Annotated in this window: 25 protein-coding genes and 1 tRNA gene; 13 read left to right on the top strand and 13 right to left on the bottom strand. The window is 38.3% G+C overall.

What is annotated here, in order from left to right:
• Positions 1-27 precede the first annotated feature (27 nt).
• The gene (locus ACTIEV_RS10970; RefSeq protein WP_322196786.1) at positions 28-924 is read right to left on the bottom strand and encodes a 3-hydroxybutyryl-CoA dehydrogenase; all 897 of its coding nucleotides are present in this window, start codon (positions 922-924) and stop codon (positions 28-30) included.
• Positions 925-1,013: 89 nt separating this feature from the next.
• Complete coding sequence (locus tag ACTIEV_RS10965; protein WP_250686132.1) at positions 1,014-1,661, bottom strand: carboxypeptidase-like regulatory domain-containing protein; 648 nt, start codon at positions 1,659-1,661, stop codon at positions 1,014-1,016.
• Between the two features lie 143 nt (positions 1,662-1,804).
• Here ACTIEV_RS10965 and ACTIEV_RS10960 point away from each other — a divergent pair, with 143 nt between their 5' ends.
• From ACTIEV_RS10960 to ACTIEV_RS10930, 7 genes are all read left to right on the top strand, one after another.
• Positions 1,805-2,899, top strand: a complete 1,095-nt coding sequence (locus tag ACTIEV_RS10960) for an Mrp/NBP35 family ATP-binding protein (protein WP_322196785.1) — start codon at positions 1,805-1,807, stop codon at positions 2,897-2,899.
• 87 nt (positions 2,900-2,986) lie between these two features.
• On the top strand, positions 2,987-3,619 hold the full coding sequence (locus ACTIEV_RS10955) for an FMN-binding negative transcriptional regulator (protein WP_322196784.1): 633 nt from the start codon (positions 2,987-2,989) through the stop codon (positions 3,617-3,619).
• Positions 3,616-4,497 (top strand): glycerophosphodiester phosphodiesterase family protein, encoded by an 882-nt coding sequence (locus tag ACTIEV_RS10950; RefSeq protein ID WP_439516461.1) that lies wholly within the window; start codon positions 3,616-3,618, stop codon positions 4,495-4,497. Before ACTIEV_RS10955 ends, ACTIEV_RS10950 begins: the two co-directional genes overlap by 4 nt.
• 55 nt (positions 4,498-4,552) lie before the next feature.
• A complete protein-coding gene (locus ACTIEV_RS10945) occupies positions 4,553-5,119 on the top strand; it encodes a fasciclin domain-containing protein (RefSeq protein WP_439516460.1) in 567 nt (188 codons plus the stop codon).
• A 122-nt stretch (positions 5,120-5,241) separates the two neighbouring features.
• Positions 5,242-5,787 carry a fasciclin domain-containing protein gene (locus ACTIEV_RS10940; RefSeq protein WP_439516459.1) on the top strand — a complete coding sequence of 182 codons (546 nt, stop codon included), beginning with the start codon at positions 5,242-5,244 and terminating at the stop codon, positions 5,785-5,787.
• Positions 5,788-5,977: 190 nt separating this feature from the next.
• A complete protein-coding gene (cmk, locus tag ACTIEV_RS10935; protein WP_322196781.1) occupies positions 5,978-6,658 on the top strand; it encodes a (d)CMP kinase in 681 nt (226 codons plus the stop codon).
• A gap of 309 nt (positions 6,659-6,967) precedes the next feature.
• The gene (locus ACTIEV_RS10930; protein ID WP_322196780.1) at positions 6,968-8,518 is read left to right on the top strand and encodes a hypothetical protein; all 1,551 of its coding nucleotides are present in this window, start codon (positions 6,968-6,970) and stop codon (positions 8,516-8,518) included.
• 2 nt (positions 8,519-8,520) lie between these two features.
• Here ACTIEV_RS10930 and ACTIEV_RS10925 read toward each other — a convergent pair whose 3' ends face one another.
• The 5 genes from ACTIEV_RS10925 to ACTIEV_RS10905 form a co-directional block, all read right to left on the bottom strand.
• A complete protein-coding gene (locus tag ACTIEV_RS10925) occupies positions 8,521-9,720 on the bottom strand; it encodes a hypothetical protein (RefSeq protein ID WP_322196779.1) in 1,200 nt (399 codons plus the stop codon).
• Between the two features lie 75 nt (positions 9,721-9,795).
• Entirely contained in the window at positions 9,796-10,641 is an 846-nt protein-coding gene (locus ACTIEV_RS10920; RefSeq protein ID WP_322196778.1) for a type 1 glutamine amidotransferase, read from the bottom strand.
• Positions 10,642-10,727: 86 nt separating this feature from the next.
• Positions 10,728-11,849 carry a M42 family metallopeptidase gene (locus ACTIEV_RS10915; RefSeq protein ID WP_322196777.1) on the bottom strand — a complete coding sequence of 374 codons (1,122 nt, stop codon included), beginning with the start codon at positions 11,847-11,849 and terminating at the stop codon, positions 10,728-10,730.
• A gap of 30 nt (positions 11,850-11,879) precedes the next feature.
• A complete protein-coding gene (locus ACTIEV_RS10910; RefSeq protein WP_322196776.1) occupies positions 11,880-12,839 on the bottom strand; it encodes a hypothetical protein in 960 nt (319 codons plus the stop codon).
• A complete protein-coding gene (locus ACTIEV_RS10905; RefSeq protein WP_322196775.1) occupies positions 12,836-13,294 on the bottom strand; it encodes a hypothetical protein in 459 nt (152 codons plus the stop codon). The genes ACTIEV_RS10910 and ACTIEV_RS10905 overlap by 4 nt, the downstream gene beginning before the upstream one ends.
• A gap of 28 nt (positions 13,295-13,322) precedes the next feature.
• On the opposite strand from ACTIEV_RS10905, the gene ACTIEV_RS10900 reads away from it, so the two are divergent.
• The 6 genes from ACTIEV_RS10900 (at position 13,323) to ACTIEV_RS10875 (ending at position 19,159) form a co-directional block, all read left to right on the top strand.
• Positions 13,323-14,306, top strand: coding sequence for an acyl transferase (locus ACTIEV_RS10900; RefSeq protein ID WP_322196774.1), 984 nt, complete (start codon positions 13,323-13,325; stop codon positions 14,304-14,306).
• A 101-nt stretch (positions 14,307-14,407) separates the two neighbouring features.
• A tRNA-Leu gene (locus tag ACTIEV_RS10895) sits at positions 14,408-14,491 on the top strand.
• Between the two features lie 110 nt (positions 14,492-14,601).
• Positions 14,602-16,845: an ABC transporter substrate-binding protein gene (locus ACTIEV_RS10890; protein WP_439516458.1), complete on the top strand. Its 2,244-nt coding sequence runs from the start codon at positions 14,602-14,604 to the stop codon at positions 16,843-16,845.
• Positions 16,838-17,242 carry a response regulator gene (locus ACTIEV_RS10885; protein WP_322196772.1) on the top strand — a complete coding sequence of 135 codons (405 nt, stop codon included), beginning with the start codon at positions 16,838-16,840 and terminating at the stop codon, positions 17,240-17,242. The genes ACTIEV_RS10890 and ACTIEV_RS10885 overlap by 8 nt, the downstream gene beginning before the upstream one ends.
• 597 nt (positions 17,243-17,839) lie before the next feature.
• Entirely contained in the window at positions 17,840-18,466 is a 627-nt protein-coding gene (locus ACTIEV_RS10880) for a response regulator transcription factor (RefSeq protein WP_322196771.1), read from the top strand.
• A gap of 273 nt (positions 18,467-18,739) precedes the next feature.
• Positions 18,740-19,159: a response regulator gene (locus ACTIEV_RS10875; RefSeq protein WP_322196770.1), complete on the top strand. Its 420-nt coding sequence runs from the start codon at positions 18,740-18,742 to the stop codon at positions 19,157-19,159.
• 8 nt (positions 19,160-19,167) lie between these two features.
• Here ACTIEV_RS10875 and ACTIEV_RS10870 read toward each other — a convergent pair whose 3' ends face one another.
• The 6 genes from ACTIEV_RS10870 to ACTIEV_RS10845 form a co-directional block, all read right to left on the bottom strand.
• Positions 19,168-19,905: a LytR/AlgR family response regulator transcription factor gene (locus tag ACTIEV_RS10870; protein WP_322196769.1), complete on the bottom strand. Its 738-nt coding sequence runs from the start codon at positions 19,903-19,905 to the stop codon at positions 19,168-19,170.
• A complete protein-coding gene (locus ACTIEV_RS10865; protein ID WP_322196768.1) occupies positions 19,886-20,947 on the bottom strand; it encodes a sensor histidine kinase in 1,062 nt (353 codons plus the stop codon). The genes ACTIEV_RS10870 and ACTIEV_RS10865 overlap by 20 nt, the downstream gene beginning before the upstream one ends.
• Positions 20,948-20,950: 3 nt before the next feature.
• Positions 20,951-21,310 carry a DUF4288 domain-containing protein gene (locus ACTIEV_RS10860; RefSeq protein WP_322196767.1) on the bottom strand — a complete coding sequence of 120 codons (360 nt, stop codon included), beginning with the start codon at positions 21,308-21,310 and terminating at the stop codon, positions 20,951-20,953.
• A gap of 18 nt (positions 21,311-21,328) precedes the next feature.
• Positions 21,329-22,087 carry a LiaF transmembrane domain-containing protein gene (locus ACTIEV_RS10855; RefSeq protein ID WP_322196766.1) on the bottom strand — a complete coding sequence of 253 codons (759 nt, stop codon included), beginning with the start codon at positions 22,085-22,087 and terminating at the stop codon, positions 21,329-21,331.
• Positions 22,088-22,204: 117 nt separating this feature from the next.
• On the bottom strand, positions 22,205-23,134 hold the full coding sequence (locus ACTIEV_RS10850; RefSeq protein ID WP_322196765.1) for a DMT family transporter: 930 nt from the start codon (positions 23,132-23,134) through the stop codon (positions 22,205-22,207).
• Positions 23,135-23,217: 83 nt separating this feature from the next.
• A complete protein-coding gene (locus ACTIEV_RS10845) occupies positions 23,218-24,030 on the bottom strand; it encodes a 2,3,4,5-tetrahydropyridine-2,6-dicarboxylate N-succinyltransferase (RefSeq protein WP_322196764.1) in 813 nt (270 codons plus the stop codon).
• Between the last annotated feature and the right edge of the window lie 73 nt (positions 24,031-24,103).

Raw genomic sequence — 24,103 nt, 5'->3', positions numbered from 1 at the left:
AGGAATATCAATCGGTCTTTATTTCGTTTATTTTTTAAAACGATCACTAACGATCAGTTCCTTGCTTCCGGTTGTGTATTTGTAAAATCCTTCTCCGGATTTTACGCCTAGTTTACCTGCAGTCACCATATTCACCAAAAGTGGACAAGGTGCATATTTCGGATTGCCGAATCCTTCATGCAGTACCTGAAGAATGCTTAAGCAAACATCTAATCCAATAAAGTCTGCGAGTTGTAGAGGTCCCATTGGATGTGCCATTCCTAGTTTCATGATGGTATCAATGGCTTCTACATCTGCAATGCCTTCATACAAACTACAGATTGCTTCATTGATCATGGGCATTAAAATCTTGTTGGCGATAAATCCCGGATAATCATTCACCACACAAGGAACTTTACCCAATGTTTTACTAAGTGTTACAATCGTATCCGTGATATCTGTTGTAGTAGCATAACCGTTAATGATCTCTACCAATTTCATCACCGGAACAGGATTCATAAAATGCATTCCGATTACCTTTTCGGGTCTCTTAGTAACAGCAGCAATTTTGGTAATAGAGATAGAAGAAGTATTGGATGCAAGAATGGTATGTGCAGGAGCTGCTTCATCAATCATTTTGAAAATATTCAGTTTCAATTCCACATTTTCGGTAGCGGCTTCTACTACCAGATCAGCTTGTGAAACTCCTTTTTTCAAATCTGTTGCTGTTTGAAGTCTTGCTAGTGTTGCTGTCTTTTGTTCTTCCGTTAAAGTGCCCTTAGCGATTTGGCGGTCTAGATTCTTTGAAATGGTTTGTACTGCTTTTTCCAATTGAGCTGCATTCACATCGATGAGCTGAACAGAAAACCCATTTTGAGCAAATACGTGCGCTATTCCATTACCCATGGTTCCGGCACCGATCACACTAACATTCGTAACTGGCATATTCAATCGTTTTAAGTATGCGCAAAAGTAAAGCCGCTATCCGTAACGAAAGAAAATCTGTTGAAAAAACAAGCAATAAAGCTGAAATATTAGTCTTTGCGTTTAAAATCCCCTCTTTTCCAGGCCTTAATAAAATCAGCCCAAGCCGCAGGATTTAGGATATTCATCGGAGGTAATTGTCCGGAATAGTAGTATTTATTCGCCTGCTGTCTCAATTGGTAATTGATGGCTTCTCTTCCATCGGCAGGCAAGCTATTGATCAGAATTCGACGTTGAGCCTCATCCGTATTCTTTCTGGCGATCTCATATGCGTCGTCAGCGATCTTCATGTTCACAAAATCACGTTCAAATTGCTCTCTGGTGGGGCGAGGTTTTAGGATGGTTGCAGGCAAATAAGCCGTATCACTCACCAATAATTGGATCACACTGTACTGATTATCGGGCAGATCGCGGGGAATCTCAATGCTTCTATTCTTGAATCCAACACAGGAAAATGTAATACGATCGCCTTTGAGTACAGCAATAGAGAAAACCCCGTCAGGATTGGTAATGGTACCTCTTCCTTTTCCTTCTACAATAATGCTAGCGGATGGAATCGCCATTAAACTATCAGCTGTCATTACCACGCCATACAGTTGTACCACTGAATCTCGGTATTCATTTCGCTGTGACATCGCTTTTCCGATGGTCAGCAAAAAGAAGGCAGTAACAACAGATAATCGTAGAAATATTTTCATCACGGTAAAAATACAAATGGTTTTCCCAAAATCGACAACAACCAGCCATGCAGATTGTTGAAAACTCACCTTAATTCTGACAAAGTAAGGTTGCGAGCGGTTAACTTTGCAGCCAAATTGATTTTTTAACAAAAACTTGCGTGATGACAGAAGCGGCTATACTGAGTGCACTGAGTAATGTACAAGAACCTGATCTGGGAAAAGATTTGGTGACTTTGAATATGGTGAAAGATATTCAGATCAAGGATAAAGAAGTGAGCTTTACGATTGTACTGACAACACCTGCTTGTCCGATGAAAGATATGATGCGTACAGCCAGTGAAAACGCTGTTAAATTGTTGGTAGACAAAGAAGCAAAAGTGACGGTGAATTTCACATCCAATACTTCATCTACCCGTAAGGATAATCAACAAGTGTTATCGGGTGTCAAAAATATTATTGCGGTAGTAAGTGGTAAAGGTGGTGTTGGGAAAAGTACAGTATCTGCTAACCTTGCACTTGCTTTAGCAGAAGGAGGTGCATCCGTAGGTTTGATGGATGCAGATATTTATGGACCAAGTGTACCCATTATGTTTGGCGTTCGCGGTGAGCGTCCAATGATGAAAGAAGTAAATGGAAAAGGAATGATCATTCCTTTGGAAAAATATGGGATCAAACTGATGAGTATTGGTTTATTGGTTGATGAAAAAAATGCAGTGGTTTGGCGCGGACCAATGGCGAGTAGCGCTATTCGTCAGTTTGTGACAGATGTAGATTGGGGAGAATTGGATTACCTCGTCATTGATATGCCACCAGGAACCGGAGATATTCATCTTACACTGATGCAAACCGTACCTGTGACAGGTGTGATCATTGTAACAACTCCACAAAATGTAGCATTGGCAGATGCGAAAAAGGGTATTGCTATGTTTGGACAGGCACAAATCAATGTTCCTATCATAGGTTTGGTAGAGAATATGGCTTATTTCACTCCGGCAGAATTGCCCCAAAACAAATATTATCTGTTTGGAAAAGATGGCGGTAAGAATTTAGCAGAAGAATATGATTTGCCTTTCCTCGGACAAATTCCTTTGGTACAGGAAATAAGAGAAGGGGGCGATTTGGGAACACCTGCTATGGTCGGAAATGAAGAGGTAAGTAAAAATGCACTTCGTCAATTTGCGGGCAATGCAGTTCGTAATATCGCGATCAGGAATGCCGGTGCCCCCAAAACGCAAACTGTTCAGGTAACTGAATGATGCTGATTCGTTCATAATGGTATGAATGGTACATCTGAACGGGTGAGGTGCAATAATTTTGTTTGAAACCTAAATCAGATCCGTCGTATGTACCATCTTCCCAGTTATCAGGAAAAGAATCAAGATGAAATCATTGCATTCATCAAAGCCCATCCTTTTGCAACTTTAATTGGAGTATCGGCTTCAAACGAGCCGGTAGCTACACAACTTCCAATCTTAATAAAGGAAAGAGAGGGTGTTCTTTACTTGCAAGGTCATTTCATGAAGCAAACGGATCATCACCAAGCTTTTTTGCAAAATGACCATGTACTGGTGTTGTTTTCAGGTCCACATGCATATGTTAGCGCAAGCTGGTATGAAAATAAGAAGCAGGCATCTACCTGGAATTATATGACCGTTCATGCTCGCGGGAAAATGCATTTACTCAGCGACGAAGCATTACCTACAATGTTGGAAGAGTTAACGGCTCATTTTGAACAAAACCCTTCTTCTCCTTCACAGTACAAAGAACTTCCTGAAGATTATATTAGTCGTTTATCAAAAGCGATTGTAGCATTTGAGATTAAATTATTGCAAACAGATGCTGTTTTTAAGTTGAGTCAGAATAGGGATGAGCAAAGTTTCGATAATATTGTGTCTAAACTCAGTTCTGGTAATTGGGAAGAGAAAGCAGTAGCAGAAGAAATGAGTAAACGCAAACAACAATTCTTTAGATCATGAATAAAGCTTGGATGCTGATACTGTTACTCTCTTGCTTTTCCGCAAAAAATAATCAAACGAAATTATCTTCATTCGATAAACAGGGACATCGCGGATGTAGAGGGCTCATGCCGGAAAATACCATTCCTGCCATGCTCAAGGCCATTGACTTGGGTGTTACAACTTTGGAAACAGATGTAGTGATTACAGCAGACCAACAAGTGATATTGAGCCATGAACCTTTTTTTAGTCATGATATCACCACAAAACCTGATGGAACTTATGTAACTGCTGAAGAAGAAAAAAAGCTGAATATTTTTCAAATGGATTATGCCACTGTTCGCAAGTATGATGTTGGATCAAAGACCTTCTCTCGTTTCCCAAAACAACAAAAAATAGCTGCCTATAAGCCTTTATTATCTGAGATGATTGATTCTGTACTGGCATATTGTACGAAAACAGGAAAACCTATACCGGCCTTTAATATTGAAACCAAATCTCAGCCTGCTACAGATGGTATATATCATCCTGCTCCAGCCTTATTTGTTGACCTGATCATGGAAGTGATCCAACGTAAACAAATACAAGAGAAAACCACCATTCAGTCTTTTGACATTCGTACACTCCAATACCTGCATCAAAAATATCCATCCATTCCAACCGCCTTATTGATTGAAGGAAATCATCCTCAAACATTTGCGCTTCAATTAAAGGAGCTAGGTTTTGTTCCTACTATTTATAGTCCTTCTTTTTCATTAGTGACACCTTTGTTGGTAAAGCAATGCAGGGATTTGGGTGTTAAGCTGATTCCATGGACTGTGAATGATCGAACCAAGATCCAGGAACTGCGTACATTGGGGGTTGATGGGATCATTACAGATTTTCCTGACCTTTTTTAGGCTGTGTGCATGCTCTTTGTAAAATTCTTATTAAGTTAGACGCAAATAATGCACCATGAAAAAATTAATATTTGCTCTTTTATTTGTTTTTAGCACATTAATAGTACAAGCACAATTGGTGGCATTTGGGATAGAGTCTAGAGGAGGTGGCAATGTTAATTCAGCTGCTTCAAGAATGTCGCCTCAGAAAAATATCGTTGAAAATTTAGGTTCATCAGGAGAACATACCAGTCTTGTAATGGCCATCCAATCAGCAGATTTAATTGAATTGTTACAAAAGCAAGGGCCCTATACTTTTTTCGCCCCTTCCAATGAATCTTTTACCAAACTGATGCAGGGAAACATCAGTTCAACGGATGAGGACAAGAAAAAATTAAACCGTTTGATCAAAAGTCATATCGTTTCAGGAAGACTTGATGCGAATGCATTGATAAAAATGATCAAAGAAGCAGATGGCACTGCATCACTTACAACATTATCGGGGGATGTCTTACAGGTAACCAAAAAAGGGAAAAAAATTCTTTTGACCAATCCACAAGGAAAGCAATCTGCCATTGTTTTGCGGGATAATGAACAAAACAATGGACTGATACATATCATAGATAAAGTACTTACGCAATAAAGAAACCAACATATTCAATGATAAGGCCTCATTTTTATGAGGCTTTTTTTATTCATAAAAACCAATTGATAACATGTGTCGTATATGGTCTGTACAACAAACAAAAATTAAATCAACAGATTATGAAAAAGATTTTTTTTATTCTTTGCACCATTCTAGGTACACAATTCGCAATGTCTCAGGAAAAAACAGTAGAAGTAGGTGGAGCACCCATGTATCCTTCCAAAAATATTGTTGAAAATGCTGTGAATTCAAAAGAGCATACCACATTAGTGGCTGCTGTAAAAGCTGCAGGTTTAGTTGAAACACTGCAAAGTGCTGGTCCATTTACCGTATTTGCACCTACCAATGCTGCTTTTGGAAAGTTGCCAGCAGGAACAGTAGAAACTTTGGTGAAACCAGAGAATAAAACAACCCTTACCAAAATTCTAACTTATCATGTGGTAGCCGGAAAATATGATGCCGCGGCCATTGCTCAGTTGATCAAAGAAGGAAAAGGTACAGCCGTATTGAAAACAGTTGCGGGTGGGTCATTAAAAGCTTCTATGAAGGGTAAAAAATTGATCTTAACAGATGAAAAAGGATCTACTGCTGAAGTAACTATCAGTAATGTATATCAAAGTAATGGGGTGATACATGTCATTGATAGCGTTGTTCTCCCAGGATAAAAATATCAATCAATTCAGTACAAAAAGAGGCTGTATCAAAAGTCCGATACAGCCTCTTTTTATTCGGGTACCTGATGGAGAAAGTTTTCATTTAGGCGATTCTCAAAGCCTTCTTTTTACTTTTGAGACTTCCTCTTTTTGTACTGAATAATCGGTTTTTTTACTGCAATTTTGCATGATATCAGCATGCATGAAGAAGATTATTATCACATTAGACGGTTACTCATCTTGTGGCAAAAGTACTTTAGCTCGACAACTGGCGAAGGAGTTGAATTATGTTTTTATTGATAGCGGTGCTATGTATCGTGCTATTACACTCTATTTTCTCAGAAAGCATATTAATTATGCTGATACCCAAAAAGTTGTAGAAGCTCTTTCTGAAATCTCATTATCCTTTGAATACAACCCATTAACAGGTCAAAGTGATATGTATCTAAATGATGAAAATGTTGAATCGCTGATTCGTGAGATGGTGGTAAGTGAGCATGTGAGTGAAGTGGCTGCATTAAAAGAAGTACGGGAGTTCGGTGTTGCGCAACAACAATTGATGGGAAAGAAAAAAGGTATTGTCATGGATGGAAGGGATATAGGCACTACGGTGTTTCCGGATGCCGAGCTGAAGATATTTGTAACAGCCGATCCGGCCGTAAGAGTTGAAAGAAGATTCAAAGAGTTATTTGAAAAAAATCCTTCTATCACTATCGAAGAAGTGAAGCGTAATTTGGAAATGAGGGATTATATGGATAGTAATAGAGAGTTCAGTCCACTCAGACAAGCTGCAGATGCTGTGGTACTAGACAATAGTGATTTGACCCGAGAAGAGCAGTTGCAAGTAGCCATGAATTGGGCTAAAGAAAAAATTGGTGGGTAATAATATTTAAAGATTTCAGTATATTGCAAAAAAAGGGTCCCTCCGTGGAAACGGAACGACCTCTACGATTGCTTGCCATACGAAAATTCTTTTGGGAGAAATTATCCCGATATTTTGAACGCTACCGCGTTAATTACGATTGTTTGTTATACTTCGATTGTCTTGCTATATGAAATATATCTTCTATTCGAAGGTAGTGCACCATTTTGGTGGTATGAAGACAAGTTTTTACTTCCTTTTTTATCTTAAAAATGAAATAGGCTGTCTGAAACACTTGATTTTATTGGTTTTTTGGTAAAAAATGATATGATGCCCAACCGTTCGCAGGACCCTTTATTTCAATTGATCAAATCGCTTCAAAAAGCGGAAAAAAGGCATTTTAAACTGTATATCAAACGTAATTCGGCCAAAGATGATCTGAAAGTCATACAGTTGTTTGATGCATTGGAAAAGCTCTCTGATTTCGATGAAAAAAACCTGTTTAAAAAAATACCCGGCATAGCGAAACCTCAATTGGCCAATCTCAAAAACCATTTGTACCGTCAATTGCTTTCCAGTTTACGATTATTGAAAAGTAATGACAGTATAGATATGCAATTGCATGAGCAGATTGACTATGCACGTATTCTGTATAATAAAGGATTGTATCATCAGAGTCTTAAAATTTTAGATAGGGCAAAAGAATTGGCACATCAGTATCATCAGGATAGTTTTTTGATTCAGATCATTTCACTGGAAAAAAAGATTGAGACCTTACATATTACGAGAAGCATGCAAGACAGGGCTGAGCAATTGACAGCCGAAGCCAATGTGGTCAATGAAAAAAGAAGGGTGATTACCCAATTATCCAATTTAGCGTTGCAGTTATATAGTTGGTATGTGAAAAATGGTCATGCCAGAAATGAAGCGGATGAAAAAGATATCAAAGATTTTTTCAAACAGCAGCTACCGCCCAATTCAGATATCATGAATGGGTTTTATGAGCAATTGTATCTGTACCAAAGCTATTGCTGGTATGCTTTTATTCGTCAGGATTTTCTGATGTATTACCGTTATAGTCAAAAATGGTTAAGCCTTTTTGAAAAAGAACCTTTTATGGTTGAGGTAGAAACCGGGCATTATATCAAAGGTTTACATAACCTACTCAATGCACATTTCGATTTGAGAAATTTTAAAGCTTTTAGCCACACACTCAAAAAGTTTGAACAATTTGCTGAAAGTGAAGCTGCGAATAAACATGACATTTTCCGGGTACATAGTTTTATTTATATCCATAGTGCTAAACTGAATCAGCATTTGATGCAAGGCACTTTTCGAGATGGATTGACATTGGTATCAGATTTGGAACAGCAGTTGTCTGATAATGCATTGTATATTGATCAGCATCGGGTTTTGGTATTCAATTATAAGATAGCATCCTTGTATTTCGGAAATGGTGATTATAATACCTGTATTGATTATTTACGGAGAATCATCAACGATCATGTTGACTTACGTAATGATCTGCAATGTTATGCTCGTCTATTACATTTGATGGCTCACTATGAATTGGGGAATGCAGAGTTGATCGAGAGTTCTTTGATCAAATCTGTTTACCGTTTCATGGCTAAGATGGATAATCTTACGATTGTAGAGGAAGAGATGTTTCGTTTTCTGAGACATTCATTTCAAATACCTGCCAAACAGGTTAAAACAGAATTGCGCTCATTTTTAGAAAAGATCAAGCAGTATGAAAAGAGTCGCTTTGAAACCCGATCCTTTGCTTATCTGGATGTGATTTCATGGGTAGAGAGTAAAGTATATGGGAAAACCATGAGTCAGGTAATACACGATAAATACCTTTTGAGTAAACACAAGTAGTTTTACTCTTCAAAATAAGCTAAACTTCCACCCACCCATTCTTTATCCTTGTTATAACGAACACCAATCATTTTTCCTTTACTTAAGCGAGCTAGATTGTTAGTGGCAATCGGTCTGCTCTCACCCTCTTTCCAAAAATAAAAAATACGGAGCTCTACTTTGGCAGGAGTATCAGGTGTGTCAATGACATCTGCATACTGCACTTTTTTCTGAAGTATCCAATTTTCTGGATCGGTTATTTTATCGATGTCTGCTTGTGTAACATCAATTACCACACCTTGACCTGCAAAAGAGAATAAAGGTTTTAAGACATATTGATCCAGGTGCTTGGGTACTTCGTCAAGTTCACTCAAAAAGACGGTTTTAGGAACATAAGGATGATCGATAAATGGAAGAGTATATTTACTGATACGATAAAACCAATTGGGATGCGGTACCCACTCTACATCCAGTTCTTCGAGCATTAATTTCCCTTTTTCACGGATATCTTCGCTTTGTTGCTGCAGGTCATCAAAAATGATGCGGTTATAAATTCGGTGAACCCTGATTTTTTTACCTGCTGCATTGCGATAGAACAATTGATTGCCTTCTTTTTGTAATTCAGTTAGACATACAATGGGGATACCGGTATATTCACTGGTACAATAAAAATCTATTTTCGTTTTTTGTTGATGGGGTAGTAGTTCCAACAATATCACATTTTCCGGTTGGTGTTTTCCCAGAATGATCTCTTTCAATAAGGATAAATAGCGATCACGGTCAAATCCATTCAGATAAGTGCTGTAGCCTTTGGGTACTTGAAAATGATTTCTGGTGACTTCGTCTTGCCATACCTGGTATCCAAATAAGGTGGGGAAGCCTTGCATTTCAATCAACTGGGGTTCATATTCTCCGTCTTCATTGACACAAACACCAAAATCAAAAGCAATAAAATGGGTGTGATCGTTTTCATTGGGGACTCTTAAATCAGCTGGAATGGCATGTGAACTCAATGTTTTAAAATTGAATTGAGTGATTACATCCACAATATGCTCGCAGGCAGATAATATCTTTTCCTTAAAATCCCGGTCAACGAATACCGGTGTTTCAGCAACCCGAAACTCAATGGCACCGGGAAACTTGCTATTTAATTCTTCCAAATAAGCCTTGTATTGCTCAGTAGTAAACTGTTGATTGAATGCCTGTCTGATAGAAGGTACCATACAAATGAAATTAGGTCTTTGAAAGTAAAAAAACCTTTTGATACCTGAAAGGGAATCAGTGAGATAAACTTTAATTTAACCTTGTTGTGAAAAGATTGCTTCCTGAACAGATTGATTCAAAAAATTAGGTAGAATGGTATGGTAAGTGAAGAGTATTTTTTCAGGATCCTGTAATTGCTCCACCATGCTTTGCCATTTGGCTTCTCCATGGTTATCAATCACCGTTTTCTTTTTATCCTCTCTCATTAAATACATGTGCATGCCCACAGCGTCAGCTTCCGGATGAAACTGAGTGCCAATAAAATGATCATTGAAACGGATAGCCATTATCGCGCGTTCATAAGGCACATGGGGTCTGTTTTTTTCTATAGCTAATATTGATGCCCCCATCGCTGTAAGCTTACGAATATCCGGTTCAATAACCTGATAGTCTCGGCTATCCACAGAATAAAAAGGATCTCTTAATCCATCAAAGACCGGCTCTTCAGTACCCGAATCCAACATATGAATAGGAAATACACCGAAAGCGGTGGATTTTCTTTTACATACATTGCCAATTCCATAATGCCTGCACACCAATTGAAAACTATGGCAGATGAAGAATACATTTTTCTTATCGGAATCAACAGCTGTTTTGTTGAAAGTTTCTATACTTTCCAGCCAATCAAAATAAGCGACTTCCCATGCAGAACCTTCTGTTTCTAAAGGTGAACCCGGACCCCCACTAGAGATATAGATATCAAATGAGGTATCGGGGACGGACAGTTTTTGTCTAACATCGAATTCCTCGTATATAAGATCAAAGCCTTTATCAGAAGCCCAATTGTGAACAATCTCTTTGATACAACGCATACCCTGATTGGCCTGACCTTCATACAGATCCAGTACGGCTACTCTTATTTGTTTTTTCTCAGACCACATGGGGGATGAAGTTTGATTTTTTGATTTTTTGATTCAAGACAAATTAAGAAATCAAACCTGCCAGTCGGCAGACAGGGATCAAAAAATCAAAGATAACTCAGGTTTGTTTTAGGTGTTAATGTTAAAAGTGTATGGTACATCAGTTTGATGGTTTCTTCAATATCATTTTTATGCAACATCTCTACAGTGGTGTGCATGTATCTTAATGGTATTGAAATCAAGACTGACGGACATCCATCATTGGCATAAGCAAAGCTATCCGTATCTGTTCCAGTACTTCTACTTAATGTTCTGAATTGAACAGGGATTTTGTTTTTCTCTGCTGCATCTTCAACAATTTTCAACAATTTGTTATGAATAGCAGGAGCGTAAGCCAGTGAAGGGCCTTTACCACATTGAATATCCCCTTCAATGATCTTGCTGATCATGGGAGTACTGGTGTCGTGTGTCACATCGGTTACAATGGCAATATCAGGTTTAATTCTTCTTGCGATCATCTCAGCACCTCTCAATCCAATCTCTTCTTGAACTGCATTCACCACATATAAACCAAAGGGTAGTTTCTTTTTGTTTTCATGTAGCAGTCGCGCAACTTCAGCAATCATGAAGCCTCCGATACGGTTATCAAAAGCACGACCGATATAAAAATCATTGGCCAGTTCATCAAAACCTTCTTGATACGTAACCACTGCGCCGATATGTATACCCAAAGCCTCTACTTCTTTTTTATTGCGTGCACCACAGTCTAGACAAAGGTTGTCTACTTTGGGTTGTGGTTCTTTTGCATCAGGATTACTGAGACGGGTATGGATAGCGGGCCAGCCAAAGACTGCTTTTACGGGTCCTTTTTTACCATGTATAAAGACACGCATTGCAGGTGCAATCTGATGATCAACACCGCCGTTTCTCTTCAAATAGATCAATCCCTTGTCATTGATATAATTAACAAACCAACTGATTTCATCAGCATGGGCTTCAATTACAACTTTGAAGGGTGCTGTTGGGTTGATAACACCCACCGCAGTTCCATAAGGATCTGTAAAGAAACTATCTGTGTAAGGTTTCACATAATCCAACCAAACTTTTTGACCGCCACTTTCAAAGCCAACAGGAGAGGGGGTGTTGATATATTTTTTAAGAAAATCAATGGATTTGTCTGTCAGGATAGATTTCGATTTTGTCTTTGAAACTGTTTTTACTTTTGCCATAGTGCTTCAATTAAGAATGAGGAGTGCTGTTCAAGTGTGCTGTATCCAACTTCCGCCAATACCACAAATTGCTTTTACCAGCATTAACCCGTCAATGATTGCAAGATAATAGAGAATGCTTTTACGACGGTGCATGTGATAGGTGACAATTATCAACAAAATAAAGGGGACAGTGTTGATGAGCATTCGAAACAGTGGAAAATGATGTACTGTACCATAGGTCAAAAAAGTGCCCAAACCAAAGGCTGTCAGTGGTATAATGATATAAAAAAGGGTTTTACGTAGCCCGAACCTTACTACAAATGTTTTCAGCTCTTCGTTATAGTCTGTCGCATAATCTTTGATGTCAAAAAGGATGCATAACATGGAGATAAACATGCCATTTTTGAGAAACAGCAAAAAGTGGAAGACATCGGGTTCATAACTACTCTTGTTTTCAATGACGGAAAGGATGGCAGGATAAATATTTACTACTCCGGCCCATATAAAACCGATGACAAAGGGTTTGATCCACCCTTTAGATCGTAAGCTTATTTTATGCAACCAGGGAATAGCGTCGCCATAATACCAAACTGCCAGTGTAGGAAATACAAGTATGATGATCCATTGCCAGGTTTTGACAAACTGAATACCTGAACCATATAGAAAAACTAAATAAGATCCAGTAATTACGGCTATGAGTAGGAGAAGCCATTGCGATTTTCTGATCCAAGCCTGATGTTCTTTGTACCAAATGGTTCTTGGATTGATACTGGTACTATTCTTTTCATGTAGGTAGGCGATGGTGTAATAAATAACCGTTCCGACAAAAAGTAGGATATACCAAAATGGGTGATTGAGTGAATAACCTTGTTGCAAAGAAGCCTCTATCGATAATGCTACAGCACAAATGCCATAAAAATAATTACCGAAGAAAAAAGTATGGAATAATTTTTCAAGTGTTTTCACCATAATATGTACAACCCATGCAGCTGATGAATGCACGATCATCTTCTGATGATAATATCAGGTGATACAACGGTATCACTTTTGTTTTTCGCAAGGTCACTGGCCCAAAAACGGAAAAAACAAGTATCGTTTCTGCTACAAATAGGAATTACAGTATAATTACTATTGGGAATATTACCGGTGCTGTAACCAATCTCGAAAGTACCTTTCAGGTTATTGGTAGGTGTGAAGGAAGGTATTTTCACACGATCACTGAAATTGGTACATCCATTTGTCTTGGTTACTTTCTGTACCCATATACTATCCTGAATATCACCTTCTTTATCTGTAAATTCAATAGAAAAGATAATGGCTGAATTGAGACCAAAACTGGTACCATTGACACTTTTAAAGGTCAACTGAGGCTTCGTGGTATAGGTATCTTTCTTGCAGGCAGCAACTGCCAGCAGAATTGTGCTTATTATCAATAATTTTGCCTTCATTCGTACTGCTTTCATATCAAATTTAGTTAAAACATCACAATAGATGACCGGTTTACCCTTCGATGTTAACAATATTTTCTCTCTTTCTGTTGACCATTTCGATGAAGTGTGCATGGATATTTTTCGGTTTCAGTACCAGTATAATCGGGTATATCATCAATGGTGTGCATTACTGGGTATCGATCCGCATAGAGTAAAGACACCGGAACAAATTCCCTCGTTGCCTGTATCTTTTTTTAAGCAAAAAAAGGTATTAACAGGTGAGGATGCTGCTTATTTCTTTGAAAGTAGTGGTACCACGCAAATACAAAATAGCCGGCATTGGGTAAGGGATTTGCATTTGTACCGACAAAGTTTCATCAACGGTTTTGAAAGGTTCTATGGTAAGATTGACGAGTGGTGTATACTGGCCTTATTACCCGCGTATCTTGAAAGACAACATTCTTCCTTGGTGATGATGGCGGAAGAATTGATACAAATGACCCAACACCCTCACAGCGGCTTTTATCTGTATAATCATCAGGAATTAGACCATACACTGAAAGCATTGGAGGCATCCGGACAAAAAACGCTTTTGCTAGGGGTTACTTTTGGTTTACTGGATTTTGCTGCCGCGTTTCCGCAACAACTCAAACATACCATCGTGATGGAGACCGGGGGTATGAAGGGGAGAAGAAAAGAAATGACCAGAGCAGAAGTACATGGCTTTTTAGCACAACAACTAGGGCTGTCTTATATCCATTCTGAATATGGTATGACTGAATTATTAAGTCAGGCCTATTCAACAGGTGATGGCATTTTTGAATGTCCACCCTGGTTAAAAGTTATGGCAAGAGATGAGGAAGATCCTTTAGGAATAGGACAAGCTGGTAAAGGAGTGCTACAATTGATTGATTTGGCTAATGTGTATAGCTGTTCTTTCATAACCACAGAAGATGTAGGTCGGGTATATGAAGATGGCAGGTTTGAAGTTTGGGGCCGATTAGACCATAGTGATATCAGAGGATGTAGTTTAATGGTGCTTTAGCTTCCTTCGATGGTTCATTTTCAAAATTTACTTTGTCAAAAGCACGCTTTGCTATTATATTTGCAGCCCTGAAACAACAGCTGTATAGCTGGTAAACACCTGCCCAGGTGGCGAAATTGGTAGACGCACTGTGTTCAGGTCGCAGCGCCTTCACGGGTGTGCTGGTTCGAATCCAGTCCTGGGCACATAAGAGACAATCACTATTGTCTCTTTTTTTTTATCTCTGTACCAAATTTTTTGTTCAATCACACGCAGAACTAAAAAAAAAGTATATTGAGTAAGTAATACGATCAAAGTGTTTGAAGGACACCCCACCCATTGTAAACATTGCATCATTTTTTTGCTGATTCTGATCAGTGTCTCCCAATTATTCGCAGCAGATGATTCCGTCCGCGTTCAATTGAAATGGTGGCATCAATTTCAGTTTGCGGGATATTATGCAGCAGAAAAAAAAGGATATTATCAGGAACAGGGAATCAAAGTAAAGCTGATGCCGGGAGATCCCATGCATGCACCCGTACCTCAGGTTTTGAATAATGAAGCAGATTTTGGTATTACGGGTTCTGATCTGGTAGTAGAGTATGCCAATGGAAAACCGCTGGTAGCTTTGGGTGCTATCTTTCAACATTCTCCTTATACTATCTTATCGCTCAAAAATAAAAATATCTATGTTCCTTCCGATCTGATTGGTAAGCGTTTGATGGCATCGCCGGATCAAGGTTGGACAGAATTGAAAGCAGTATTTCTTCGCGAGGGAATAGCGCCTGATTCATTGAAAATATTATCCCATAGTTGGAGAAATACAGATCTGATAGAGGATAAAGCAGATGCGATCACTGCTTATATTTCAGTAGAAGTCAATCAGCTTCGAAAAATGGGGGTAGACCCCTCTTATATACTCCCGATCAATTATGGAATTGATTTTTATGGGGATGTTTTATTTACCCAAAAGAAGCTGGCAGAATCAGAGCCACTATTGGTTCAGAAATTTACTACAGCAAGTTTTAAAGGCTGGGCGTACGCGATGAGTCATACCAGTGAGATGGCAGATTATATTCTCAGTTTACCGGGTGTAAAAGAGCGAGGTGTTACCAAAGATGATTTATTAGTAGAGGCAGAAGCCATGCGTAAATTGATATTACCGGATCTTGTTGAGATCGGTCATATGAATGAAGGTCGATGGAGACATATCATAGAAATTCATAGTCGGCTTGGCTTAATTCGAGATATACCAGATCTCACCGGGTTTTTATATGACGGCACGCAGAAAGTAAGTTCTAAGTTTTTCAAAAATGCAGTTTATATATCCATCATCGTTCTTTCTTTACTACTGATATCTGTATTGTATGGATTTTCGCTTCGTAAAGCGGTTAAAAAAAGAACAGAAGAATTGGAAGCGGAAATTATTGAAAGAGCCCATGCGCAACAATTACTCCGTATTAGCGAACAAAGACTGGAAATGGCTACTGTAGCAGCCGGTTTGGGTATATGGGATTGGGATATTACAAATAATGAAGTATACTTCAATGATCAATGGAAAATGATGTTGGGGTATGAACCCGATGAACTAGCGAATAGTTTTTCCACTTTTGAACAGCTACTACACCCCAATGAAAAAGCGGGTCTCATGCAATTGCTGAATGATCATTTGGAAGGGAAAAGTGAAATATATCAAGCAATGATCCGTATGCGTACAAAGGATCGGAGGTGGAAGTGGGTACTCACCATGAGTAAAGCCAGTAAGCGCGATGAAACCGGCAGGGCTATTCGATTATCAGGAATTCATTTAGACATTGATAATATCAAACAAAAAGAAATCGAGTTGAGGCAATTATCGCAAGAGTTGATGCATAGCAATCGAGAGTTACAGCAATTCGCCTATATCACTTCTCATAATTTACGTGCTCCTGTTGCGAATCTGATCAGTTTACTGAGTCTGTTTGATAAAGAACATTTATCAGAACGCAACCATGTTTTTCTCGAAAAAATGGAAATGAGTGTTGAAAGATTACATGCCACATTGAATGATCTCAATGAAATTCTATCGTCGCGGGCGAATATGGCAGAAAAAGATCAGGTTTTGTATTTTGATCAGGAGCTAAAAAAAGTATTGGAGTTAATTTCAGAGGAAATACGTATAAAAGAAGCAGTGATTCATGCTGACTTCTCAAGAGCCCCTTCCATTTTATTTTCCAGAAAAGTATTACATAGTATTTTATTAAATTTATTAACCAATGCCATCAAGTATCGAAAACCAGATCAGGCCCCTGAAATTACAGTCAGCACTGAAGAAGATGGAGAATTTGTGATCCTGTATGTGAAAGACAATGGCATGGGTATTGATTTAGAAAAATATGGCAACAAAATATTTGGCTTATATCAGCGTTTTCATGACAATAAAGACGGAAAAGGCTTGGGATTGTATATTATTAAGAACCAAATAGAAGCGTTGGAAGGAAAAATAGCCGTAGAAAGTATTGTGAATAAGGGTAGCATGTTTCATGTGTTCCTGAAAAAAAAAAAATTATCCTATGAGTAAACCTGCTCATCATATTTTGCTGGTTGATGATGATGATGTAACCAATTTTCTGAGTAGGGAAATGTTGAAGATATACTTGCCTTCTCCCCAAATTGATACGGTTTTGAATGGACAGGAAGCCATTGATTTTTTACATGCAAGAGCGGATCAGCCTGAACTTTTGCCTGATATCATTCTGTTGGATATCAATATGCCCGTTATGGATGGATGGGAGTTTTTAGCTGAATTTGAGAAGCTTAAAAGACCGGGTTTTGAAAAAATTCACATTATTATGTTTACATCTTCTGTATACTACGAGGATATTGATAAAGCCAAGACTTACGCAATTGTAACAGATATATTTTCTAAGCCTTTGGATGAAAGTAAAATCAACGATATTATCTCGCGTTGTAGTTGATCCCTGCAGTTTGTATATACAATTTATAGAATATTAGTATATTTTTCTTTATAAGATATTGATAATTAATATTTTAAAATATTTTTTGGAATATTGCTTCTTAAAGTTGTGACTAAAATTCCGTGTTTTAAACGGAATAAATCCGTGAAATAATCTCACTACTTCGCCATAGACGAACGTATCTTGCATATAGTAAATGATTCGAAAGAGTTATTTCGCCGATATCCAAAAAACCAAAAAAATGTAATAATCTCTTATTACATTTTTCTTTCGATCCAATCTCCTTTAGCATATTAATCCTATACCTCGTAGTAAAGACCAGAGAGTGGGGCAACCAGTTGCCCCACTCTCTTTTTTGTTTCAGCGGGTACAAATTTCTTTTCTTATTAAAAAAGAAGTATTTTTCTAGTAGCATTAACCGTTTTTTTACAAAGGATGATCCTTCAACCATTGTTTTTGATAAGATCTGATGGGGTGTTTATCAAAATAATTATGTGTATCAAAACAATAATCTCATTCAATAATCCGTGTATAGAACGAATAGATGTGTATTTTTGAAAATACAGACAACCATTACTTACTGAAAAGGAGATATCCATGAGAATTTTGATTGCAGATGATCACAGCTTAATCAGAGAAGGTTTGCGAAAGATTTTGATGGAAGCCATGCCATTGGCTGAAGTACAAGATGTGGCTGATTCTGCTGATCTTTTTAAAAAAGCAATCAGTGAAAAATGGGACATTATTATTTCCGATATCAGCATGCCGGGATATTCCGGTATTGAAATTCTCAAGCAAATCAAAGAACACGCTCCGAATACTCCCGTTTTAATGCTGAGTATGCATACACCTGAGCAATATGCGGTAAGGGCCATCAAAGCAGGAGCTTCCGGTTATCTCACAAAAGAAAGCGCTCCTTATGAATTGGTAAAAGCAGTACAACAAATTCTAAGTGGTCGTAAATACATTACCAGTGAAGTTGCGGAAGTACTGGCAGGTTCTTTAGAACAAAAAGACCAGCGAGCTCCCCACGAACAATTATCTGATCGAGAATTCGAAGTATTTAAAATGATTGTTATGGGAAAAAGTATCTCTGAAATCGGAGAAATACTATCCCTGAATGTGAATACCATCAGTACTTACAGAGCTAGGATCATGGATAAAATGAAACTGCATAACAATGCTGAATTGGTGAAGTATGCGATTCAAAATAACATCTTGTAACCGTGAAATAACAGATTTTGTGTAGTGGAATCACTACATTGATTTCACAGTTCATGGTATTGGAAGAACAGATGTATTGATTGTCCTTTGTATAGTCGAGCTTCCCCCACCAGTAGCCGATTATCTCTTTTTAAATTCCTCTATCCCTATCTAAATCCAAAACTGTCGCCTATATAGGTTGACTTTAACTTATTGTCCTGGAAAAACCTTACAGCTTAGGCTGTATGAGCTTTGCAGGTATTTTCCTGCAAAGCTCTTTAAAACTTTTGAACCATGTCTGTATCTGTTATGGTAGGGAAGATGCTGAAAATATTATTGGTGGATGATTCCGAATTTATTCTGCAACGTGTACAGCATTTATTGGCTGGCATGGAACAGATTCAAGAAGTAAGAACAGCCACAAGTGCCGAAGAGGCGAATCAATGGATTGAAGCATATAACCCCACATTAATTTTTCTGGATATTAATCTGCCCGGTAAAAACGGTTTGCAGATGTTGAAAGACATCCGTTCTAACAAATCTATTGATCCTATCGTTGTCATACTCACCAATAATACACTATCCGGCTATAGAAATGAATGTATGCAGGCAGGAGCTGATTATTTTTTAGATAAAGCCAAAGACTTCGCCAGTATTCCTGATATTATAGTTGAAACAGCTGAGAAATTTTCTTTCAAAGACAGGTCTAATTAAGGATTGAATTAAATCCCTAGTACATTTTTCAATTTTACATACCCGGTCTTACTTACCGGTAATCTAACGCCAATACTAAGAATGGCAAGATGACTATCTTTTTCATACGGCTCTATTCTACTGATCAGATGTATATTGACCAAGTAAGAGCGATGTATTCTCACAAAATTACCGGCATCCATTTTCTGCTCGAAAAATTGCATAGTCTTATTTTTTAGAAAAACACCATCTGCAGTATGGATTTTCACATAATCATCTGCTGCTTCAAAATATTGTACCTGCTGTGTTGGAATGATTTTGATCTTGCCATTATCCTTCAACACAATTCGATGCTGTTGTTGAGGTGATATGGCTGCGGCATCGATCAATTCATGGGTTATATTTTGTTGTGTTCCGCTTTCAGTCTGCTTCCATTTTTCTATTGCTTTTTGAAATCTTTCTTTACTGAATGGCTTCAAGAGATAATCGACAGCATGCGTTTCAAATGCTTTGATAGCAAATTCTTCAAATGCCGTTGCGAAAATAATCGCCGGCGGATTTTCAATCAGCTCCAGCATTTCAAAGCCATTGATTTTTGGCATTTGAATATCAAGGATTACAAGGTCGGGCTGGTATTGCTGAATGGCTTTTACACCTTCAAATCCATCGCCACATTCCTGTACTACCTGAAGATCAGTATAGGATTGTAAATATTCTTTTACGATGCCTCTTGCCAAGGGCTCGTCATCAATGATGATTACTTTCATGATTCAACTGTGGGATAACAATATGGGTTGAAAATAATTGTTCCTGTCTTTCCGTTTTGATCAGATCCTGACGTGCATACATGAGATATAATCTTCGGGCAATAGAAGCTAGTCCGAAACCGGTACCATGTGTATGAACAGATGTTAAAGGGTCAAATGGATTTTGGATCAGTATCTCTAATAACTGATCATCTTTTGCAGTAGCAATGATACGGATCAATACTTCTTCGGTTGTATCGTACAACCCGAATTTAATAGCATTCTCTACAACAGGTTGTAACAACAGAACCGGTATTAACATGTCTGATGCTTGGTCTTCGATCTCTAAAACTGTTTGCAAGCGATGACCGAAACGTACTTTTTCAATATCGAGGTATAATTGTAAATGATGTATTTCTTCACGTAATGTCACCAATTGATGTTCTTCTTTTTTCAAAGTGCCGCGTAAAAAATCCGATAATTGTTGAATCATATGTCTTGCTTTCTCTGGCTGGGTACCTGCAAGAGCGCTGATCGAGTTCAAACTATTGAATAAAAAATGCGGTTGTAATTGTTGTCTGAGTTTTAATAATTCAGCATCTTTTGCAATTTTTTCTGCTTCCTCTTTTCTTTGTTCGTTTTCTTGTTGCTCTTTCAGGGTATACCATAACAAACTGATCATTGACATACAACCAATCATCAAAAAGCCTGTGATATACCTGATATAAAATGATTGTTTGAGTAAGTTCAGGTACATATCATCTTCCTTGAAAATAAAACGAAGAATTAACCTGCTAATAAAAAGATACATACTGCTCAATACCAGACTCACAATGAGAATATACCAATACCGTTCTTTTCGGGGAAGATAGTATTGCATATTGTTGACAACTAGTAAGCAGAAAGAAGCCAACAAAAAATTGGAAATAAACGCATCGGCTAAGGCAGACAATAGTTTGATCTGGTATTCATCCAAAACCCATACATGAATGACAGTCCATACTATCCACCAAGAGGTAAAAGCAAGGTAGAAACTTCGCCCTTTTGTAATGGATGTAACCATGTGTTATCTGGATTGAAGGAATTGATCGGTACAGTTGGCTAACAAATATCCTGCTTTTAACCTGATATTTTTCTGAAATGCTTCCGGCTCATTTGTTTGGTGTGATTGGGAGAGTATTTCAGCACCATCCATCATGCTGTGCAATTTCAAGAGCTCTGTAACATCTATAAAATACCAATGAATGGGTAGTCCATCTTCATATTCCAGATGACATTCTTCCTGGCTACCTATTTGCTGTGCTCTGTGAAAAGCATGTAATTCATCTTCAGCCTCTACCAGTCTGATCTGTTCCTCAAAATGAACTGCAGCATTGGCTGTTTTAGGCTGAAAGCGATACACGAGTTTGGCAAGATACCATTCCATGATTGAAACAGGTTAGATTTAAAAACTTTTGATCTCAATACCACCAAATACAGAAGTACCTTTTATGATGAGTATTTTATTGGGATCAAATCTGCTGCCGGGCAATAAATTTCTTTTGTCTTCAATACCTGCAAACACAGCAACAGATTCAGATCTTACTTCCCAGTTAGGAGGTACCACTATTTTAGTGCCCCCAAATACAATAGTCACTTCTAAAAAAATGGGGCCATGTATATCTGCCTGTGTAAGATTGATTTGAGAACCTCCCATGAAACATACGATTTCTCCACCTTTGAAGCTTTTTGAGGTGACCATCTTTTTCACTTCACCAAAAACAGAGGTACAGTCGATGTAATCATCTATTGCCATATTCACTTCCGTATCATAGGGTTTTGTTTCCGTGATGACGGAAGGCAAACCCTCTTCCACATCTTGAATATTAATGGTTTTTCTTTTGGGTCTGAATAACAAAATGAGTCCGATGCCTATAATAAGAGCAGGCCAGATATATGGACGAATATTCTTGTCTTTCACTACTTCATCAAGCATAAAAAATACACCGATCGACATAAAGATGATCCATGACACACCTTTAAATCTTACTTTGATACCTGAGATCAGGCCAATCAAGATCACAATTGCCGACCAGTCATAGAGCCAACCCGGAAATGGTAAGCCTAATCTTTTTAAAAGGATAGCACCACCTACTATGATCATAACAATACCGGTAAAAAATCTATCGTTATAGTTTCTGATATCGTAACCATTATTTTTCATACCATCAATATTTAGGACGAAACTAATGCTGCTATGATCCTTTCAAAAGTGGAAATAGGTAATAAGAGGTGAAGGGGCGGTAAGTGGCGGAAAAATGTCGGTAAAAAATAAGGAACATCAACTGGGTTCAGTCGCAATCTTTGATTGCCATCCAATGAGTATAACACCTACAATTACCAATGCGGTACCCAATATTTGTTCAGGTATGATGGTTTCACCCAGGAAGAAATGCGCTTGTAGAATGGTTGACACAGGGCCAATACTGGTAATAATCGCCACATTATTGCTGCCTATTTTTTTCATGCCAACACTCATCATAAATGAGGGTAAAACGGTGGCAATAATGGCGAGTGCAATTCCATAACCCGCCAATGATGAAGTCATAACCACATTCTGAACAGGATGTGTGAGTAAGAAGTGTGTGAAAATGCCGGCACTGGCAGCCAGCATGGCATAAGCCGTATATCGGGTGGCGCCAACTGCGTTTACGAGTCTACCAGTACCCACCAAATAAAATGAATAAGTTACAGCACATACAAAGATCATGAATGATCCATAGAAGAATTGAGGTCCATATTGTGCTGATCTGATCTCACCCCAATAAGCAGTTCCAATACCAATATAGGTCAGCACTAATGCCAATACTTGTATGCGACTCAACTTTGTTTTGAAGTAAAAAGTATTGATCAGCACTGCAAACGTGGGGTAAAGAAAAAGAATCAATCGCTCTAAACCTGCTGATACATATTGTAATCCGATGAAATCAAATAAACTACTCAAGTAATAGCCGAATATTCCCATGGTTAATACCCATAGCCATTGCTTTCGAGTAAGTTGAACCACACCCTCTTTTCTATGTGCGATCCATGCGGCACCGATATAAAATGGAAGTGAAAAGAGCATTCGCAAACACAACAAAGTCACCGCATCCACTTTGGTATCCTGAAAAGCCAACTTTACAAAAATGGCCTTCGTAGAAAAGAAGATAGCACCGCTGATGGTGATCAGAAAGCCGAGTGTGTTGATTTTGTTTGATGATGGGTTCACTTTTTTGCAAATGGGTTATAGCATATGGTTGATAGCAAATCTTTACTTCGATACACTATAACCCATTTGCTATTGGCTAAGGACTAAACACTCACATTAAAATCTCTCAACGCATCATTCAGACTTGTTTTTAAATCGGTGCTGGCTTTGCGTTGTCCGATGATGAGTGCGCAGCTTACTTGGTATTCGCCGGCATTGAATTTTTTGGTATAGCTGCCCGGGATAACCACACTTCTGGCCGGAACTCTTCCTTTGTATTCAATGGGCTCATTACCGCTTACATCGATGATTTTAGTGGATTGTGTGAGTACCACATTGGCACCCAAAACCGCTTCTTTTTCAACGATTACACCTTCTACTACAATACATCTACTGCCAATAAAGCAACCGTCTTCGATGATCACCGGACTGGCCTGTAATGGTTCCAATACACCGCCAATGCCGACACCACCGCTCAAGTGTACACCTTTGCCTATTTGCGCACAACTACCTACTGTTGCCCAGGTATCTACCATCGAACCTTCATCTACATAAGCTCCAATATTTACGTAGCTGGGCATCAATACCACATTACGCGCCACATATGCGCCATATCGGGCAACAGCATGTGGAACGGCTCTCACCCCCAATTCTTTATAATTGCTTTTCAGCAACATTTTGTCATAGAACTCAAACGGCGGCAATGTCCAGGTTTGCATTTGTTGGATACCGAAATACATTAAAATAGCTTGCTTCACCCATTCATTCACCACCCACTTATCTTGTTCCGGTGATGCCACTCTTAATCTTCCTTTGTCTACTTCTTCAATGACAGCTCTCACTGCATCACTGTATGTATTGTTTTGTAATAACTCCCTGTTCGACCAGGCTTCTTCAATGAGTTTTTTCAGTTCCATTACCTAAAATTTTTGCAAACATACAAGTTCGTGAGAAAGTATGGGGCTTGAAAGTCATATTGGGCACAATTTG

Origin of the sequence: Sediminibacterium sp. (assembly GCF_051861365.1) — a bacterium.
Lineage (GTDB): Bacteria > Bacteroidota > Bacteroidia > Chitinophagales > Chitinophagaceae > Sediminibacterium.
The sequence above is the reverse complement of the archived record's forward strand: the minus strand, read 5'-3'. Positions and strand labels throughout refer to the sequence as shown.

Excerpts from the sequence above, each read along its gene's own strand:
- ACTIEV_RS10970 (WP_322196786.1), bottom strand. The coding sequence starts at position 924 with ATGCCAGTTACGAATGTTAGTGTGATCGGTGCCGGAACCATGGGTAAT.
- ACTIEV_RS10965 (WP_250686132.1), bottom strand. The coding sequence starts at position 1,661 with ATGAAAATATTTCTACGATTATCTGTTGTTACTGCCTTCTTTTTGCTG.
- ACTIEV_RS10960 (WP_322196785.1), top strand. The coding sequence starts at position 1,805 with ATGACAGAAGCGGCTATACTGAGTGCACTGAGTAATGTACAAGAACCT.
- ACTIEV_RS10955 (WP_322196784.1), top strand. The coding sequence starts at position 2,987 with ATGTACCATCTTCCCAGTTATCAGGAAAAGAATCAAGATGAAATCATT.
- ACTIEV_RS10950 (WP_439516461.1), top strand. The coding sequence starts at position 3,616 with ATGAATAAAGCTTGGATGCTGATACTGTTACTCTCTTGCTTTTCCGCA.
- ACTIEV_RS10945 (WP_439516460.1), top strand. The coding sequence starts at position 4,553 with ATGAAAAAATTAATATTTGCTCTTTTATTTGTTTTTAGCACATTAATA.
- ACTIEV_RS10940 (WP_439516459.1), top strand. The coding sequence starts at position 5,242 with ATGAAAAAGATTTTTTTTATTCTTTGCACCATTCTAGGTACACAATTC.
- cmk (WP_322196781.1), top strand. The coding sequence starts at position 5,978 with ATGAAGAAGATTATTATCACATTAGACGGTTACTCATCTTGTGGCAAA.
- ACTIEV_RS10930 (WP_322196780.1), top strand. The coding sequence starts at position 6,968 with ATGCCCAACCGTTCGCAGGACCCTTTATTTCAATTGATCAAATCGCTT.
- ACTIEV_RS10925 (WP_322196779.1), bottom strand. The coding sequence starts at position 9,720 with ATGGTACCTTCTATCAGACAGGCATTCAATCAACAGTTTACTACTGAG.
- ACTIEV_RS10920 (WP_322196778.1), bottom strand. The coding sequence starts at position 10,641 with ATGTGGTCTGAGAAAAAACAAATAAGAGTAGCCGTACTGGATCTGTAT.
- ACTIEV_RS10915 (WP_322196777.1), bottom strand. The coding sequence starts at position 11,849 with ATGGCAAAAGTAAAAACAGTTTCAAAGACAAAATCGAAATCTATCCTG.
- ACTIEV_RS10910 (WP_322196776.1), bottom strand. The coding sequence starts at position 12,839 with ATGATCGTGCATTCATCAGCTGCATGGGTTGTACATATTATGGTGAAA.
- ACTIEV_RS10905 (WP_322196775.1), bottom strand. The coding sequence starts at position 13,294 with ATGAAAGCAGTACGAATGAAGGCAAAATTATTGATAATAAGCACAATT.
- ACTIEV_RS10900 (WP_322196774.1), top strand. The coding sequence starts at position 13,323 with ATGACCGGTTTACCCTTCGATGTTAACAATATTTTCTCTCTTTCTGTT.
- ACTIEV_RS10885 (WP_322196772.1), top strand. The coding sequence starts at position 16,838 with ATGAGTAAACCTGCTCATCATATTTTGCTGGTTGATGATGATGATGTA.
- ACTIEV_RS10880 (WP_322196771.1), top strand. The coding sequence starts at position 17,840 with ATGAGAATTTTGATTGCAGATGATCACAGCTTAATCAGAGAAGGTTTG.
- ACTIEV_RS10875 (WP_322196770.1), top strand. The coding sequence starts at position 18,740 with ATGTCTGTATCTGTTATGGTAGGGAAGATGCTGAAAATATTATTGGTG.
- ACTIEV_RS10870 (WP_322196769.1), bottom strand. The coding sequence starts at position 19,905 with ATGAAAGTAATCATCATTGATGACGAGCCCTTGGCAAGAGGCATCGTA.
- ACTIEV_RS10865 (WP_322196768.1), bottom strand. The coding sequence starts at position 20,947 with ATGGTTACATCCATTACAAAAGGGCGAAGTTTCTACCTTGCTTTTACC.
- ACTIEV_RS10860 (WP_322196767.1), bottom strand. The coding sequence starts at position 21,310 with ATGGAATGGTATCTTGCCAAACTCGTGTATCGCTTTCAGCCTAAAACA.
- ACTIEV_RS10855 (WP_322196766.1), bottom strand. The coding sequence starts at position 22,087 with ATGAAAAATAATGGTTACGATATCAGAAACTATAACGATAGATTTTTT.
- ACTIEV_RS10845 (WP_322196764.1), bottom strand. The coding sequence starts at position 24,030 with ATGGAACTGAAAAAACTCATTGAAGAAGCCTGGTCGAACAGGGAGTTA.